Source organism: Paenibacillus sp. J22R160 (genome assembly GCF_059692135.1).
This window is the reverse complement of sequence record NZ_JCAUAU010000010.1, coordinates 73062-90204: the sequence shown is the minus strand read 5'-3', so window position 1 is coordinate 90204 and position 17143 is coordinate 73062. Positions and strand designations below refer to the sequence as shown.

General features: G+C 46.3%; 13 protein-coding genes and 1 pseudogene. 4 read left to right on the top strand and 10 right to left on the bottom strand.

Annotation, left to right across the window (positions count from 1 at the left end):
* Positions 1 to 48 precede the first annotated feature (48 nt).
* Positions 49 to 936 (top strand): LysR family transcriptional regulator, encoded by an 888-nt coding sequence (locus AC58UW_RS20200; protein ID WP_497422406.1) that lies wholly within the window; start codon positions 49 to 51, stop codon positions 934 to 936.
* Here AC58UW_RS20200 and AC58UW_RS20195 read toward each other — a convergent pair.
* The gene (locus AC58UW_RS20195; protein WP_497422405.1) at positions 920 to 2251 is read right to left on the bottom strand and encodes an APC family permease; all 1332 of its coding nucleotides are present in this window, start codon (positions 2249 to 2251) and stop codon (positions 920 to 922) included. The genes AC58UW_RS20200 and AC58UW_RS20195 overlap by 17 nt on opposite strands.
* Positions 2252 to 2465: 214 nt before the next feature.
* Here AC58UW_RS20195 and AC58UW_RS20190 point away from each other — a divergent pair, with 214 nt between their 5' ends.
* Both AC58UW_RS20190 and AC58UW_RS20185 read left to right on the top strand, forming a co-directional pair.
* Complete coding sequence (locus AC58UW_RS20190; protein WP_497422501.1) at positions 2466 to 2948, top strand: phage lytic cycle repressor MrpR family protein; 483 nt, start codon at positions 2466 to 2468, stop codon at positions 2946 to 2948.
* Positions 2949 to 3107: 159 nt separating this feature from the next.
* The gene (locus AC58UW_RS20185) at positions 3108 to 4532 is read left to right on the top strand and encodes a discoidin domain-containing protein (protein WP_497422404.1); all 1425 of its coding nucleotides are present in this window, start codon (positions 3108 to 3110) and stop codon (positions 4530 to 4532) included.
* 245 nt (positions 4533 to 4777) lie between these two features.
* Here AC58UW_RS20185 and AC58UW_RS20180 read toward each other — a convergent pair whose 3' ends face one another.
* From AC58UW_RS20180 to AC58UW_RS20150, 7 genes are all read right to left on the bottom strand, one after another.
* Positions 4778 to 4903 (bottom strand): hypothetical protein, encoded by a 126-nt coding sequence (locus tag AC58UW_RS20180; RefSeq protein WP_497422403.1) that lies wholly within the window; start codon positions 4901 to 4903, stop codon positions 4778 to 4780.
* 513 nt (positions 4904 to 5416) lie between these two features.
* Entirely contained in the window at positions 5417 to 6211 is a 795-nt protein-coding gene (locus AC58UW_RS20175; RefSeq protein ID WP_497422402.1) for a sporulation protein, read from the bottom strand.
* A gap of 2 nt (positions 6212 to 6213) precedes the next feature.
* Entirely contained in the window at positions 6214 to 6972 is a 759-nt protein-coding gene (locus AC58UW_RS20170; protein ID WP_497422401.1) for an AAA family ATPase, read from the bottom strand.
* A gap of 23 nt (positions 6973 to 6995) precedes the next feature.
* Positions 6996 to 7400, bottom strand: a complete 405-nt coding sequence (locus AC58UW_RS20165; RefSeq protein ID WP_497422400.1) for a pentapeptide repeat-containing protein — start codon at positions 7398 to 7400, stop codon at positions 6996 to 6998.
* A gap of 177 nt (positions 7401 to 7577) precedes the next feature.
* On the bottom strand, positions 7578 to 9041 hold the full coding sequence (locus tag AC58UW_RS20160; RefSeq protein WP_497422399.1) for an RICIN domain-containing protein: 1464 nt from the start codon (positions 9039 to 9041) through the stop codon (positions 7578 to 7580).
* A 259-nt stretch (positions 9042 to 9300) separates the two neighbouring features.
* Positions 9301 to 10221, bottom strand: a complete 921-nt coding sequence (locus tag AC58UW_RS20155) for an EamA family transporter (RefSeq protein WP_497422398.1) — start codon at positions 10219 to 10221, stop codon at positions 9301 to 9303.
* Complete coding sequence (locus tag AC58UW_RS20150) at positions 10221 to 11387, bottom strand: iron-containing alcohol dehydrogenase (RefSeq protein ID WP_497422397.1); 1167 nt, start codon at positions 11385 to 11387, stop codon at positions 10221 to 10223. Before AC58UW_RS20150 ends, AC58UW_RS20155 begins: the two co-directional genes overlap by 1 nt.
* Before the next feature lie 139 nt (positions 11388 to 11526).
* Between AC58UW_RS20150 and AC58UW_RS20145 the strand changes: the two genes are divergently transcribed.
* Positions 11527 to 11865: a L,D-transpeptidase gene (locus tag AC58UW_RS20145; RefSeq protein WP_497422396.1), complete on the top strand. Its 339-nt coding sequence runs from the start codon at positions 11527 to 11529 to the stop codon at positions 11863 to 11865.
* 58 nt (positions 11866 to 11923) lie between these two features.
* On the opposite strand, the gene AC58UW_RS20140 is transcribed toward AC58UW_RS20145, so the two are convergent.
* Positions 11924 to 12427, bottom strand: coding sequence for a sensor histidine kinase (locus AC58UW_RS20140; RefSeq protein ID WP_497422500.1), 504 nt, complete (start codon positions 12425 to 12427; stop codon positions 11924 to 11926).
* A gap of 3 nt (positions 12428 to 12430) precedes the next feature.
* Positions 12431 to 17119 (bottom strand): annotated as a pseudogene (locus AC58UW_RS20135) (AAA family ATPase); the annotation flags it as partial.
* Positions 17120 to 17143: the final 24 nt, after the last annotated feature.

Here is a 17143-nt window from a genome sequence, read left to right as displayed (position 1 = left end):
GTATGGGATATATTTACTCCTATATATCCTACTGGGGAAGGGTGAATTATGCGTATTGAACAACTGCTGTATATGATCGAGATCAACCAAACAGGATCTATTTCCCTTGCAGCTGAGAAGCTGCATGTTTCCCAACCGAATATTTCACAAGCCATCGTCTCTCTAGAAGAGGAACTTGGCGTTAAGCTTTTTAACCGCTCACGTTTTGGCGCCGCTCCTACCGAAGAAGGCAAGCTGATCATAAGAAAAGCAGAAGAAATTATAAGCAAAGTAGAGGAGCTCCGGGAGTCTGTCAGTCATCATGACAAAGAGCTCTCCGGGCTCCTCTCCATTGCGTCCGTACCCAGCCTGTGCTTAAGCGTACTCCCTGGGGCGCTAGCGGTTTTCAAAGGAAAACACCCTGAGGTTGAGCTTGAAATGCTGGAGCTTGATTATCAACAGATCAAACAAGAGGTTCTTTCCGGCAACGTCGACATGGGTTTAATTGCTTCGTCAAAGGAGCATGAAGAGAACAATAAACAATTAACGGTAGAAAAGCTAATGGATAACCGGGTTATGGCCTGTGTAGGCAAAAATTCGCCATTCGCTCACCGGAAAAGCATCTCCGTGGAGGAACTGGCGAATCAACCTATCCTGCTCAATTCCGAGTACTTAATTGAAAAGCTCAGAAAATACGGGGAACCGAACATTTTATTCAAACTCGGAAACTCGGAAGCGGCAAAGCGCGTGATCGCCGAGGGCATTGCAATTGGCTTTTATACAGAACTCGGATTAAAATATGACCCCTATATTCTTACGGGCAATACCATTGCCCTAGAAATCACCGGAGAAGACATGGATGTCACCTTCTGCTCGATCCGATTAAAAAATCGGCATCAATCCATCGCATCCAGAGAATTCGCCAAAGAATTAAAAGCTATTATTGCGTTAAATTAATCTCTAATCGATCGATCCTTCGTCTGCCAACAATCTTCACATATAGGATGGAAGCTGCGAACAACACGACATTTCCAATAATCAAGGGAGCTGACAACCGGCTTAGCAGCAGATAGCTCTGGTACATAATTAAAATAACAGCTACGGAGACAATGATATATAGCAGCGTTGGCTTCATTGTAAATGGAGCTTTACGGTAAAGTTCCGGATGTTTGCGTGGCAGTTGAACTGCCGAGAGGACGGGGAATATGCTGGAAAAGAGCAAGATACCGACCCCAAGCTGAGAAATCGTCGTTAAGGATACGCCTGTAACGATCGGTATGACGCCGAGAATGTAGTAGAACGTCAGCAGCCAGTGCGGCGTACCGAACTTGCGATTGACGGCGCCAAATGCTGCAGGAAGCCAACCGTCCCGGCAGGCAACAAGCATTCCCCTCGTCACCCAAGAGAATGTCACGTTCAACGTTGAAGCTAACGCGAACATAGCTCCACCAATGATAAAGAACAAAAACAATGGATTTGGCAGTATCGTTTTGGCCACATCTGCAAGGGACTCTCCCGCAACCTCGCTAACTGGTAACACACCAGTCGCTACAATGCCAATACCAATGTACAACAGAGCAACAATACCACTGCTAATCAGAATCGCAAGCGGAATGTCCCGATGAGGACGTTTCATCTCCCCTCCCATTTCAACAACCGCATAAGCGCCGCCGGAAGCGAAGGAGGTCATCCCTACAGCCGTTAGCAGCCCCGTCCAACCACCTGGCATCATCTCTGCCCTATGAAACACCGAGTAGTCTACTTCCGAGACTCCCCACACAATGAAGACAAGCAGCGAAAGCAGTTTGATCACGACCAACCATTTACCCAACGATGACATAAATTTCACGCCGAACAAATTAATGAGATAGAAAAATGTGAGAGTGATGAAGGCGACTAACATAATGGGCGTCTCCGGCATAAGCCCTTGTAAATATTGAGCGAATGAGATCGCATACACCGCAATGGTCAAGTGACCGAAGGTGAATAAGAGCAGATAAACAAACCCCGCATTCGGAGACAGCATCCGGCTCGTGTAGGTGTACATACCGCCAGTTGTGGGCAGCACAGAACCTAACACCGCAAGCGGAATCGTAATAATGAGCATAAAAATCGAGGAAAGCAGGAAAGCGAGCGGCACCCCAGTCCCCGTTAATCCAATGGCAATCCCTGTAATGGACATGATGCCTGCTCCAATGATTTGACCAATGGCAATGCCAATCGCGTCTTTTAACCCTAATACCTTTTTCAAATCCGTCTCTTCATTCGCCACCTTGACAACCCCCTCACAACTTTATTCATAAAGTTAACAACCAAATTCTTCATGCAGACGACATTCCCTGCTTATTTTCTGAAAATTTATATTTTTTGTAATCCGGCATAAATCTTCCCCGCACCTGCATAGTTTATATAGTTGCTTGTTACTGAAAGCCGCATGAAACTTTTACAGAAAATCATTTTTACTTGGGAAGGGAAGTTGATTTCGTATTCTTACACTTGAGAAAATTGAACACATTGAGGTTGACTGTACAAATCCGCAAGATGCGATTATTATCCGCCTGCTGGTCGAGGGCATTGAGGCCCACGAAATTGTTTATTTGAAAAAGAGCTCCTTAGACGCCAAAAAGCAGCTGCTCACTGTCACGGATGCCTTCGGCGCAAAAAGACAAGTACACGTATCAAAACGATGTGTCGAATTGTTTCACAATGCTATACTCCAAACGCAATATGTCGTCCATTTCGGCCATCCTACTAAGCAAAAGATAACCGATTTGCGCAGCAGCGACGATCTGATCAAAGTAAGCATGCACGATTTCATCGCAAACCGCTGTCTGATCACTCAGATGGATTGCGTGATATTAAGAACAATTTATATGCGCCTTCGGCAGTTAGCGGAAAGATTTGCGACGCCGGAGCTTACATATTTAACCACGACCAAGCTTGAGATTAAACAACTAGCACATGCTTAACACGCTGCGAGAGGCCACAGGGCCTCTTTTTTGTTGTGTATTTCTATCGCGGATGTTTCTTTTCTATTTATTATGTACGAAAATGTTTGAAATAGTTGAAATCATATGATATCGTTTAATTTGTAAGCGATTACACACTTGGGAAGGTGGTATGAGGTAATGACTTATTTTTCAATGAGGACGACTGACCTATCAACCGTTTTTGGAAGGAGATCCTCCCGCCTGCTGCTCGTTTCGACGATCGTAGCTGCGTTCGCACTGCCGGCGCAAGCTGGAGCAGCAACCGTTAACTGCAGTACAGCCTCGTGCCTGTCAACTGCATTGGCGAATGCCGCTCCCGGCGACCGGATCATTCTTGCCGCAGGAACCTACACAGGCAATTTTGTGTCCAGTGTGAACGGCACGGCCTCGAACCCGATCACGATTGAAAGCGCCAGCGCCACCAACAAAGCCATACTCAATGGCGGAGGAACGTCCAGCGGTTACACACTTTACCTGACTGGCGATTACACCCAAGTGAAAAACCTAAAGATTACCAGTGCCAAGAAAGGCATCATGATTGACAATGCCAACAACGGCTTGATTGATGGTGTCGAAGTCTACAATATTGGCGAAGAAGGCGTTCATTACCGCGATGGAAGCTCTAACAACGTCATTCAAAACTCCAGTGTGCATGATACCGGACAAGTCACCGCCGATTATGGCGAAGGGCTTTACGTCGGTTCTGATGTCGGCAAATGGGAAACCTACGTCAAGGAAGCGAATAACAATCGCATTACGAATGTAACGATTGGGCCGAACGTCACGGCTGAATCCGTTGACATCAAAGAAGGCACAACTGGCACCATTGTAGAGAACAGCACCTTCAACGGTACAGGCATCAGCGGTGCCAATGCGGCTGATAGCTTCATGGATGTCAAAGGCAATAATTCTATCATTCGCAATAATATCGTTAACCGCAATGGTAACTCCATCATCGTCGACGCCTTCCAGGTACATGAACGTTCACCAGGTTGGGGTTATAACAATGACTTTTACAATAATACGGCTAATTTAGATAATGCTACCCCTAATGTCGTGCTGGTTAACGGAGGTTCTGCGAAAGCCTGCAATAATACCCGCACCCCTGCAGGCAATATGTACACAGCTGGGGTTACTACTTATACATCCTGCACAGGCGGGACGCCAACGCCATCTCTCTTGACTGTCTCAACCGTTAGCGATAGCGGCAACGACGGGAATGTCGCCACGAACACGCTAGACAACAGCTTAAGCACACGCTGGTCTTCACAGGGTGACGGTCAATGGATTAAATACGATTTGGGTGCCAGCAAAACCATCTCCAATGCTTCGATCGCCTTCCATCAAGGCGACATCCGCACGACAACCTTTGACGTCCAAATTTCTAGTGACAACACGAACTGGACAAATGTGTTGACGAATAAAGTAAGCAGCACGACGTTATCTCAAGTAACCTACGACTTTACAGATACGGCAGGCCGTTACATCCGCATCGTCGGTCACGGTAATTCGTCCGGCAATGGGTGGAATTCCATAACGGAAGTCGATTTATACGGTAATTAAATAAGCCACAAAGGCTGCCCTTTAGATGAACCTTGAGGGCAGCCTTTGTGCGCAGTTTGCCTGCATAGTCTCCTTAGCTCATCCCTCCCACCGCACCATCCACAGCCCCCAGCCCCCCCTCACGAGGGGAACTATGGTCCTCTATTTCGCCGAAATCAGCCACTTTTGGCTGCAAGCGGAACTACAGGGTCTTACCCCCCGCTGAATGTGCTTCTTTTCTGACAAAAGCCTCAAAATAGCGCCCCCTAGTTCCCCCTCATCGTTGAATTCTCACCTTTTTGCGGAAATAACGCCCTGTAGTTCCTTTCCTGCACGAAGTTGATTCGCCATTCCCCACCAATCGATCCTACCCACTCTACAAATAAAGTCATTTTCTGACACTAGATTTCGACTAACTTCTTATGCTGGGCATGTTACGCTATCAAAGTTGCCTCTTGTCCATCACAATCTTTGAAAAAACATTCACAATTCGAACACATTTTTCAAGATTTTTTCAAAGAGTGACTCATAGGCTATATTAAAATACTTCTTAGGGGATGAATGAATGAGCATGAGCATCTTGTTTAACAAAAAATCCATTTTGGTCAATTTTGTTGGTACCGACCACAAACTACTCCCTGCACTTCTGAATGCTTTACAGAACAACAGATTAACAATGATTAACTTGATTAAAACCATAGAAAGCGTCGACTTATTTACGTCAGAAGCCATTATTTATTCAAATGATGGTAACAAAGCAAGAGTACCTATTTTTTAAACGTTTTTTCAAACGACTTGCTCAAGACCTGCGTCTTCAGCATTTTACATAGGCTGCTTGGATAAAGAAAAAACCTTCTACCCTTTGAGTGATAAGGGATAGAAGGTTTTTTCGAAGCTATGTTTAGTTATACATCCAACAAATCGTCAAAAATGCCCCGGAACTGATCCGCCACGGATTCAACGCCCTCTTCCAGCTCTACATTGCTGAAATAATATCGGTGATGGGACTCATCCGTATCCAGCATATCCGATAAAAGCCCGCCAAAGCCCCGCGTTCTGCGATCAAACTCCAGGAGGACCTCAACGCCGTTTTCATCTGGGTAAAAGACAAGTTCCAACTCCTCAACGGTACTGCGATATTCACCATTTTGATAAGGGACAAATTCAAAGTTTTGAATAAAAGGCAGGTGATAATTGCGCTGCGGATAATATTCGTTCTCTGCTTTGTGCAAATGAAAGCCGAGTTCCTCCAGCGCTTCAAAGATAACCGACGTGTGCGGGTGAGCCAACACCTCAATAGGATCACGATCGGATGGATCAACCGCATTGTCCACATCCATTCCCGTGCGAATCCAGATCGGGCTTATGCCAATAGAAATAGGCGTCTCATGCGGCAGCACGAAATGAAAAGGAATTTCGACCGATTCTCCCGGTTCAAACACAAAGCTTTCCCCAAGCAGAATATTCGCAATAACAACTGTTTCTCTATGCATCCGATTCGAATCGTTCTGTGCAGGCTTGAGGTATTCGGTCATGATTTGAAAATAGATTTTGTCTACTTTCTGTTCTACACTACCGCCTTTGGCAACAACGACTCCCTCTACTAGTTCCCCAGGAATGAAGGCCTCCGTATGGAACTGCGTATCGATTTCAATGTTTCCAATTCCTACTTTAGCCATCATTTTCTTAAAAACAGACATGATTAATCCTCCGCTTCCTCCTCATCGAATAGAGCCCGAAAATACCGCTCCCGATGATTCAAGAAATCTCTCGTTAAATTGAAATGATCCGTATCTTCATACGAGATTGGCTCGATGGCGGTTTCAGTAAACTGCAAAATTTGCGCGCCTGGATACGCCATGATGATCGGAGAATGCGTCGCAATAATAAACTGCGCGTTACCTGATTGCTCTAACTCCCGAATCATGCTAAGGAAAGCTAATTGATTCTGCGGCGAAAGCGCCGACTCCGGCTCATCCAGTAAGTACAAGCCTTTGCGGCCTAACCGGTTCTGGAAAAAGGTCAAAAATGCTTGTCCATGCGACTGCTCATTTAAGGATTTGCCACCATATGGCGCATAAGCTTGAGATCCAATATAGGGATCCTTCGCAAGTTCATCAATATAGCCGGCAAACGTATCAAAGGTCTCTGCACGGAAAAAGAGTCCGTGGCTGACTTTGGGGAGCCACGATAATCGCATGATATTCGATAGTGATTCATTATCTTTTTCTTTCTTGATCGTTAAATCTCTGCCTCCGACCACACTAAAGCCGCAGGAGACACCGATCGCCTCCAGCAGCGTAGACTTCCCCGAACCATTATTTCCGATAAAAAAGGTGACATTCGAGCGGAACCTAAGCTCATTGATTTCTCGAATAGGCCTAATGTTAAAAGGAAACTCTTCTTGATCCGCTTCAGACAGCTCGGACCAGTCCAAGGTAATTCGCTGTAAGAATGGCATTCGCGCCTCCTGCTTTTCATGACTTATTGGTTTGCTGAATAATTTTTGAGTAAATCTTCAACAAGAATGCCGTTGATTCTCATGCCTTTGATTTCACAAGCTGTAAACTCAGCATCTGTCAAATCGCAACTCTCTATCCTTGTGTTCTTCAGATTGCATTTCGTGAATGAAGTGTAAACAAGATGAACATGTTCCATCTGAACGTTGCTGAAATTGGCATTTTGGATGCGCGTATTTGAAAGATTGATGTTCGTGATCTTTGATTTTTGCATATTAATATCATCAAGTTCAATTTCACTCATATTCACATTATGGAAGTTTGTGTTGGCAAGATTCACATTATCAAAAACGAGCTGTTCCGCCTTCACTTTATTAAACTTTGAGCCTGAGATATCCACCATATGCAGTTCCAAAAGTTCCGTTTTCAAATTCAATCTCATCAACCTCGCCTTTTCATTAGATTCATATAAAATGACAACATTTGGGGTGCTCGCATCTAACTTTACACGAAAATGCATCTGACCTCTAGTTCTTTTCTGACTTCTAAGGTGAATAGAAAATCACCCCGCTGCAGATTGATCTACAAACGGGGTAACCGCTTTCATCTATTCAACCTTTAACAACCGCCATTGCTGGTTCTTGCCGCCATTGTCCGTGTACTGGATGGCTGCGCCGCCATTTGCTTTGGAGCCTCCGGAGATGTCAATAATTTTCCCGGAAGCCCTATTTTTCAATTTGAAATTACCAGCGCCACTGTCAATAACTTGCCAATGCTGGCTGGTCCAGCCGCCGTCTGACCACTGCTCAATCACAGCACCGTCTGCAGTCGAACCGTTCTCTACTCCGATAATCTTACCGCTTCCACGGTTTTGGATTTTGTAATACCCGCTGCCGGCGCTTATAAATTTCCATTGCTGACTATTCCAGCCGCTATCGATGTACTGCTCCAGATTATCTCCATCCGCCGTACCTTGATTCAGAACATTCAAAGCTTTGCCGCCATTGCGGTTTTCAAGTATATAATAAGCATTCGTATCAATGGCTGGCGAGGAAGCCGAAATCGTTCCTGCACTAGCATCAATGGTTACGTTACTTCCCCAGCTCATCGAAAGCGATGTGCTCGACGGGAATTGCAGCGGCAGCCACACATAGCGGGACTCCATCACTTTTCCGCTCCAAGCTCCCGCCCATCGGTCGCCCATATATAAGTAAGACGTTGAGCTGGATCCTTCAACCGGAAGAACATATGCGCTCTGGGAATCATACGTCGTTCCATCCCCAAAATTGCTAAGTCCACTCCATGTCCCCATAATAGAACTTGCCGTTGCATATTTGCCTTGATTCGGATCCCAGCCTGTTGCTCCCGAGGTCACTAAGAAATATACACTGCCGCGCTTAAACATGGCTGGCGCTTCTCGATATTGACCTGCCCATAACGTTTTGACCAAAGAATCCACGCCAAGGAAATCGGGAGTCAACTTGTAGATATTCATGTCCGCATTCACACTTGTCGCTGAAATTAAATACGCTGTTCCATTGTCATTGTACACCGTCATATCGCGGGAATCGTACCCAAGCGGACGGAAGCTGCCATGATACGTATACGCGCCATCTACGGTACTGGATGAAGCGACAGCCGTACGAGCCTGCCCGTAATCGACGCCATTTTCCCAATGCATCCATAACACGAATTTGCCAGTTGAACTATTATAAATAACTTTCGGTCTTTCGATATTAGATACATTGAGTTCAGTCGCTGAATTTTTGGTTAAAATATCACTGCGGAATTCCCATGTCTTGAGATCGCTGGAACGGTAGCAAGATACCGCCTTAAAGGTTCCATCCGCATTGCGATTCTCTCCGAACCAATAATAGTAGCTGCCAACCTTGATAACCCCGCCACCATGAGCGTGTATCACATTGCCGTTCGTATCTTTGAACTGAATCCCGTTCTGCACCGTAACAGCAGCCGCGGATGCTTCCTTAGCAAAAAGGAATACACCGCATACTTGAAGACTCAGTAACATTGCAATCATGAAACTGAACAACCTCAAACCAGGTTTTTTCATCAAATAAATCCGTCCTCTCATCGATAATTTTCGGTTGATTAGTCCTTCTCCCAACTGATACCGCTTTAATCGAATTTCAGATTAAGCGCTTACAAACTAATCTTCAATCACCTCCCTTACCTCTACAGTATAGGAAATTTACGGATTTTTACTACTGTATTATCTGGAACAACTATGAACTTTTCATACTTTTTCATGTGAACTTTCTGCATAAAAAAGGTGAACTCCCTCATCCTCACGATGCAGAGTTCACCAGATTCTAATTCACACCCATATGACTCCGCCGCTTCCGAAGCTTCATCATTTCTGGCAGAGCAATACCAGCCATTGTAATAATAACACCGATCCACTGTAAGCTATTAACGGTTTCATGAAGCACAACGAAGGACATGATAACCGCTGTCGGCAATTCAGCCGCACTCATAATGGTGGCCAGTCCACCGCCAATCTTGGGAACCCCAATCGCGAAAAACAGCGGCGGTATGACGACGCCGAAGAAAGCAAGCAGCAGCGCCCAAGGCAGAAGTTCTTCATGTAAAGAGCCATTAAACAGAAAATGTGGCGGATATACCAGCATGACCAGGAGTAACGATCCCGACTGCATGATAGCGCTGCGTGTGATTGGCGCAACCGCGCTAGAAACTTTGCCGCTAAACATAATGAATAAAGCATAAGTCAGGGCAGAGAGAAGCCCCATACTAATTCCAATCCATGATGGCGCTTCTTGACCGCCACTCAGATATCCGCTCGCCATAATAATTCCGACAAACAAGATGATGAGCGCGAATATTTTATCTTTCCCCGGACGTTTCCGCTCCGTTATAGCCTCAAGTAAAATACCAATCCATGTGAATTGAAACAGAAGAATAATGGCAAAGGAAGCCGAGATATACTGCAAAGCTGCGTAATAAAAAATACCCGTTAAACCGGAAGTCGTTCCAACTGCCATGAGCGACAAAGCTTGCCGCGGTGCCACTTTATACTTCTTGGTCTCGGCTGAGCCGCCTCGATTGGATTTGGCTGTAACGAGAACCAATATCCAAATCATCAGCACGCCAAACAAATTCTGACTGCCAACCACTTCCCCCACATGGAAGCCCGATTCATACGCTTTTTTGACAAATGTGGATAACAATCCGAAGCTGCACGCGCCAGCCAGCACGAATAAATAATATTTCATCATAGCGATTGCGTCAGAATTTCTCTGACCGTATCACGCGTCATGATTTTGTAACTACCCACTTGCTCCTTCATGAAGGACTTATGGACTAATTCCTCAAGTCTGGCATCCGTAATGTCATAGTCCGCCAAGCAATTCGGCGCGCCAAGCGAATTCCAGAATTGGCGCAGCGCCTCAATGCCTTCATAGGCAATTTCGTGATCCGTTTTATCAGTGGGATCAACGCCGAAAACAGCCATTGCCAGCTTTTTCATCCGTGATGGATCATCTTCTGCGCAGTGTCTCATCCAGTTCGGATAAATAATGGCAAGACCTCCGCCATGCGGAATATCATAGACCGCGGACAAGCCGTGCTCGATCTGGTGAGATGCCCAATCTCCACCATCGGTCCCGCTTGATAAAAGCCCGTTAAAGGCTGTAGTTCCCGCATACATGATTGTTGCTCTATGCTCATAGCTGTGCAGGTTCTCAAGCAGTTTAGGAGCAGCCTCTATGACCGTCAGGAGCACCGACTCCATGAAACGATCCATCATTGGCGTATTCTCAGTGAGGTGGAAATACTGCTCAAGCACATGAGACATCATGTCCACAATGCCGTATACCGTTTGGTCCAATGGTACCGAATAGGTAAACTCCGGGTCCAAAATGGAGAAAGCCGGATAGGCCAATGGACTGCTCCAGCCGCGTTTCTCATTTTTCTCCCAGTGGGTAATGACTGAAATGTTATTCATCTCGGACCCCGTAGCTGCCAATGTCAGCACCGTTCCGAACGGCAGCGCTTTAGCAGGGACAGCCTTGCGCGTAATAATGTCCCAAACATCTCCCTCATAATAAACGCCTACCGAAATCGCTTTGGCACAGTCGATCACACTACCCCCACCCACAGCTAGAATAAGCTCAATACCGTGCTCTCGGCACAGTTCGATTCCCTTCTTCACTGTCGTAAGCCGCGGGTTCGGCTCGACGCCTGACATTTCATACACATCCGCTTGCATATGATCAAGCTGCTGCTTAACAGCCTCGTAAACGCCATTGTTCTTAATGCTTCCGCCGCCAAATACGAGCAATACCTTTTTGCCAGAAGTGCCAAGTTCCAGCGCTAGCTGCTCGATTTGACCTTTGCCGAACCATAATTTTGTTGGATTGAATTGTAAAAAAGATTGCATGATTGTAGCTCCCTTGGATGACTGATCTCTGATATCTAACTAAAGCAGTATACCACAAGTCCGTTTTAATTTCGAAAAAGGTTAAGCGCCCTGTTCGCTTCGCATCTACCTACATAAGATAGACGGAGGTGAATATCCCATGCCTAATTACCGCATTATTATCGACCTGTCCGATTTCCAATTATATTTGCTTGATGTCAATCGCGTTGTGCGCGGCTTCCCAGTTGGGATCGGCAAGATGGTAACCCGAACACCCGTAGGCGAGTATACGATTATCAATAAACAGCCAAATCCCGGCGGACCCTTCGGCGTCTTCTGGATGGGACTAAGCAGACCGCATTATGGCATTCATGGCACGAATGACCCCTCCTCCATTGGCAAACACACCTCTCACGGCTGCATCCGAATGCACAACGAGGATGTGCTTGAGCTGGCTTCACTCGTGCCTATTAACACCCGCGTGACGATTCGTCCCTAAGAGGCTGTCCCAAAAGCAAAGGAGCTAAGCGCCAGCAAGCATCTTAGCTCCCTTTTCATTAAATTCGGTGTACAGGCAACGAGAACGAGATACTGCAGCCTTTGCCTAGACGGCTTTCAGCCCAGATCTGCCCCCCGTGATATTGGACAATCTCTTTGGCAATGGCAAGACCAAGCCCGCTTCCGCCAGATGTGCTGCGTGATTTGGAAACCTTGTAGAACCTTTCAAAAATGTGCGGCAGATCTTCTTCACTAATCCCTACACCTGTGTCGGTAACCCGGATCACAAGTTCGCGCGGATCGCCCTTGATGTCCGCATGCACATGAATGAAGCCGCCTTTGGCCGAAAACTTAATGGCATTGTAAATAATATTCGCATACACCTGCTCGATGCGATCCGTATCAACCGTTAACAGCATTTCTTCATCTTCCGAATTAGCCATGTCCAGCGTGTAGGTGATACCCGCATTGGCGCAATCCAGCTCATATTTGGCAAACAGCTGGCGCACCATGGTCTGACATGAGGTAGGCGCGAGCTGGAAATGGAACTGCTTCGTCTCCAAACGGCTCAGCTGATAGAGATCGGTAATCAAGCGCTGGATACCGACAATCCGCATATGCACAACCGAAAGATACTTTCTTTGTTCTTCGGGCTCTTGAATCACACCGTCCAGAATCGCTTCTACATAGCCCTGAATGGAAGTCAACGGCGTACCCAAATCATGCGAAATATTGGAAAGCAAGTCGCGTCTCGAAGTCTCCATCAGGATTAATTCATTCGTGCGCTCTTTGACTTTTGACTCCAAGTCGTTGTAGAGTCTGGCATTTTCAATGGAAATTGCCGCCTGTGCAGACAGCAGCTTGATAATATCAAGGCGGTCCGACGTAAAGGCATTGCGAATCAAATTATTTTCCAGATAAAAGACACCGACGAGATTGCCCTGATGCAGAATCGGCTCGCAGAAAATCGATCTGCCTTCGGCTGCGCGAATATAAGGATCATGGGTGAAGATTCCTTTATTCGCCGCATCATCCAGCACGACGCCTTCCTTGGTTCGCGCAACGAAATGAATAACAGCGGCTGGAAGATCTTCCCTTGTTTCCAGAGCAACCGAGCTCACCGTGCAGGTATCCTTGCCATCCGTCGCAAGCATTTCCGCCTCGACATACAGACTTTCTTTCTCTTTCAAAACAAGGATGCTTCGCTCTGCGCCTGACGAATACGTAACGATTTCCATCAATCGTTTGATCAATTGCTCCAAATTCACTTCACTGGACAAGGACCTCGACGTATTCATAATCGTCATAAAATCCAGCGCCTGCAGCGAGTAGTCGCTAATATTCGTCGTACTCCAGTCCTGCTGCTCCTTCAGTGAGGTTAGATAGTTCGGATAGCGCAGCTTAAGCTCATCGGCTTTCGCTTTGGCTCCCCAACTTAAGTAGCCGTAATAAGCATCAATGAAGTACGTTTTAGCTATTTTCTCGCGGCCTGCATCTTTGTACAGCCTCCCCGCTAGCTCGCAGGCGATCGCTTCATGTTGGATGAAGCCCTGCTCCCTTGCTTGCCGAATGGACATTTCATAGTCCTGCTCGGCTTTCTGGAAATTCCCCGTGACACGGCTCCACTCGGCACGCATCAAGGAGCTAAGGTGCGAGAAGTTTTCCGGACAGTGGGTTGCCCACTTGTCCATTTTGCGCTGCATTTTGCCCATCTGCTTGGCGTAAACCTTCTGCTCAAAAACGGTAGCATCCTTATACACAGCGGCAATGGACAGTGCATAGTAGAAATAATTCTCGGGAATGTGGAACAATCCGAAAGAGACAGACTGCATCGGTTCTGCTTCTTTGCCGGTCTTTAGAGCAGCTTCGTATTGACCGAACAAATAATACAGCATCATTTTTTTAACCTTATACTCATGTAAAATCACTTGATTCGGGTGGATGATCAGCTTTTGGACAAATCGCTCTTCCGCTTCTTCATCGGTGCCGACAATCAGAGGATTTCCGGCCTTTCCTTCCAAATTCTGAATCACCATGCGCAGCATTTCTAGCATAAGCAAGGTGTCATGATGGTTGGTCTGTTCCAGAATACGATAGTTTTTGTTCAGATCCTCTTGCACTTCCGGGAGCGCCACACCTTGGAAATCCTTCGCCAGCACCTGATAAGTAAGCGCATAGCCTGCGAAAACCAGATCTCCGTCTTCGATTCCGCTTTTGAATGACTCATTCAGATGCTCCAAGCTTATCCGCAGAGGCTTGACCCAGGGGGTAACAAACAACCCGAAGGAAAAGTGGCTTTTACTGCGGTATTGATGGGATTGGAAGCGGGCATTCAATCTGTCTCCAAGCTGCCCATACTGGTAGCCTAGCTGGTAATCCCCGAAGCCTGAGCCTAGGATTAATCCATAGGAGCCGTACACGTAAGCCATAACCGGAGTATTACCGTATTTCAACGCATGCTTGGTCATGATGAACATGAAAAGTACGAATAAGTTCGTATTTACGAAATAAGCAGAAACGGCAACACTCATCATCAAACTCATCAATTTGAAGCGGTATTCATCTTCCATGATTGGCAAATCATACAGCTGCAGCGTATTCTTGCGCCCAATCTTCGCTTTAAGGTTGATATAGGCTATAAAAATGTTCGCCCCCGTCGGTTCACTAGGTATGCGAATTCCTTGTTCAGCCAAGGCCTTTAAGCCAACCTCGACACTTTTGCGTTGCTTCCCAACGTTGGTGTACAGAATAACTTGTAAGTTATACACTTCGAGCTTCAGCTCGTTCGTACGGGCATCCAGGAGCAGCTGCTCATAGGAGGTCTCCGCCTCATCTGCTTGGCCGTTCAAATAAAGCACCTCGGACTTCTCAAGCCGAATCGAGAAGCTGAGATCCTCCATTTCCTTATTCTCTACCAGATTCAGCATGGCCAAAGCCTTGTTGTAATATTGCAGCGCAGAACGATAGGCATTCGAAGATTTGGCTTTCCGGCCAGCTCGCAAGTTAAACTCCAGCAAACTAACAAGCTCTTGACGCTCTTCCAACAAATCGGAACCTATATTCATATGGTTGATGATATCGAATAAGCGATGCTCAACTTGTTCTTCGGGTAAAAACTCCAGCAGTTTGCGCGCAATATGCAAATGCGTTTCAGGCAGATTGGATTGTTCGATTGACCCATATACAGCTTCCTGAATGGAATCATGCACGAACATAAACCGAATATCTTGAGCGGCTGAATTACCTTGCGAATCCGTATAAAATTTATAATCCGTACCAACAGGGATGATCAAGCCTGTCTGGATAGAAACCTCCAGTTCCTGCAAGACCTCTTCAAATGATGTCATCGCGATAATGCCAAGCGCTTCCAAATCAAAGGTTGCACCTAAGCAAGCTGCCTGCCGCAATAAATATTGCGTTCTGGACGGCATTCGCAGCAGTTTTTCTGCCAGAAGGAACATGAGATTGTCTGTGATTCGCAGCTTTTGAATTTCATTCATATCCCAAATCCAGCGATTAGCTTCATAGCTATAGGTAAGCAAGTTTTGTTCATGCAAGGCCGTTAGGAATTGCTTGACGAAAAAAGGATTGCCGCCTGTTTTTTGCAAGACCAGCTGTGCCAATTCCGCAACTTGCTGCTTTTCCGTCTTCAATGACTCAGCAACTAGCTGTTTAACGTCGCTGATTTCCAGCGCCTTCAAGACGATGCGTTCGGAAACAAGCCGCTCTGGCAGCTTATCGAGCAGTTGAACATGCGTGGAGGATAACCAATTGGTATCGTGTTCACTTCGATAGGAACCAATGAACAGGAAATGCCTCATCTGGGAGTCGTTTAAAAGCAGATCAATGAACTGCAAGGAGGCTGCATCCGCCCATTGCAAATCATCAAGAAATAGCACGATAGGTCTATCTTTCGAGCAAAAGATGAGAAGAAACTGCTGCAATAAGAAATGCAACCGGTTTTGCGTTTCTTGCGGTGGAAGCTGCTTGGCGCCCGGCTGCTCGCCGATCAGCAGATCAAGCTCAGGAATTAGATCGGTTAATACTTTACCGCTCGTTCCCAGAACCTTGAGCAATTGCACGCGATACTCTTCGATTTGTTGATCCTTCTCCGTCAGAAGCTGACGGACTAGCTGCCGAAGCGCTCTCGATAGCGCATGATAGGAGACATGTTGTTTGCCGGGTTCAAAGCGCCCCGCCAAGAACCAACTGTTGTCCTTCATAACCATCTTCATCGTCTCCGCAATGAGGAAGGATTTGCCGTAACCGGACTCCCCCGTCACCCATACGGCCTCCACTGACCCATGAATGGCGCGTGAATAGACGTGCAAGAGTTTTTCAATTTCCTGGGAGCGCCCGTATAGCCCCTGGGGAATTTGGAACATATCAGTCATATCGTAGAGACCGATGGCAAAGTCTTGGAATTCATCCGGGGCGTTGACCATCATCAGACAATGCTCAAGGTCCTGAATGATCCCGTAAGCGCTTTGATAACGGTCTTCTGCATTTTTAGCCAAGAGTTTCATGACGATTTCAGAAAGCGGCTTTGGGATGTCCATCCTGATATTGTCGGGAGAAATTGGCGTCACTGCAAAATGGCAATGAATAAGCTCCACCGGATCTTCTGTTTGAAAAGGAAGCCGGCCCGTGAGCATTTCGTAAAAAGTAACCCCTAGCGAATAATAGTCCGAACGATAATCGATAATCCGATTCATTCGGCCTGTTTGTTCCGGGGACATATAACTTAGTGTTCCTTCAAGCTGATTAGGATCTAACATTTCTTGGCGTTCTCTAGTAAAGGAGGAGATGCTGAAATCCGCTAGTTTCATAATCTTTTTGTCAGGATTAATAATAATGTTGCTTGGCTTAATATCTTTATGTATAACGTATCGCTGATGAATGTTCCCAACGATTTTGACCAATTGAATGGCTGCCGTTAAGAAAGCCTGAAGAGACTGGCGAAACAAAGGAAAGTAAGCCGACAAGGTATCACCGTCAAAATCCTCCAAAACAAGCGCGATGCTGTTCTGATATTTTGGCAGGCCCAGCGGTTTCACAATACCGGATATGTCAAGCATTTTGCCAATTTCATACTCTCGCTTCAGTCTTGCTGCATCCGCAGAAACCGGAAAATCCGACCGAAGGGTTTTGATAATTACTTTTTCCATAGTCGGCTTATGGATGGCACGGAACAGCACGGTCCGGTCGCCTTGATAAATCTGTCTGATCAACTCATATTCCGGCAAAATTAACATAAAATCCTCCTAGTAAACCTTGCT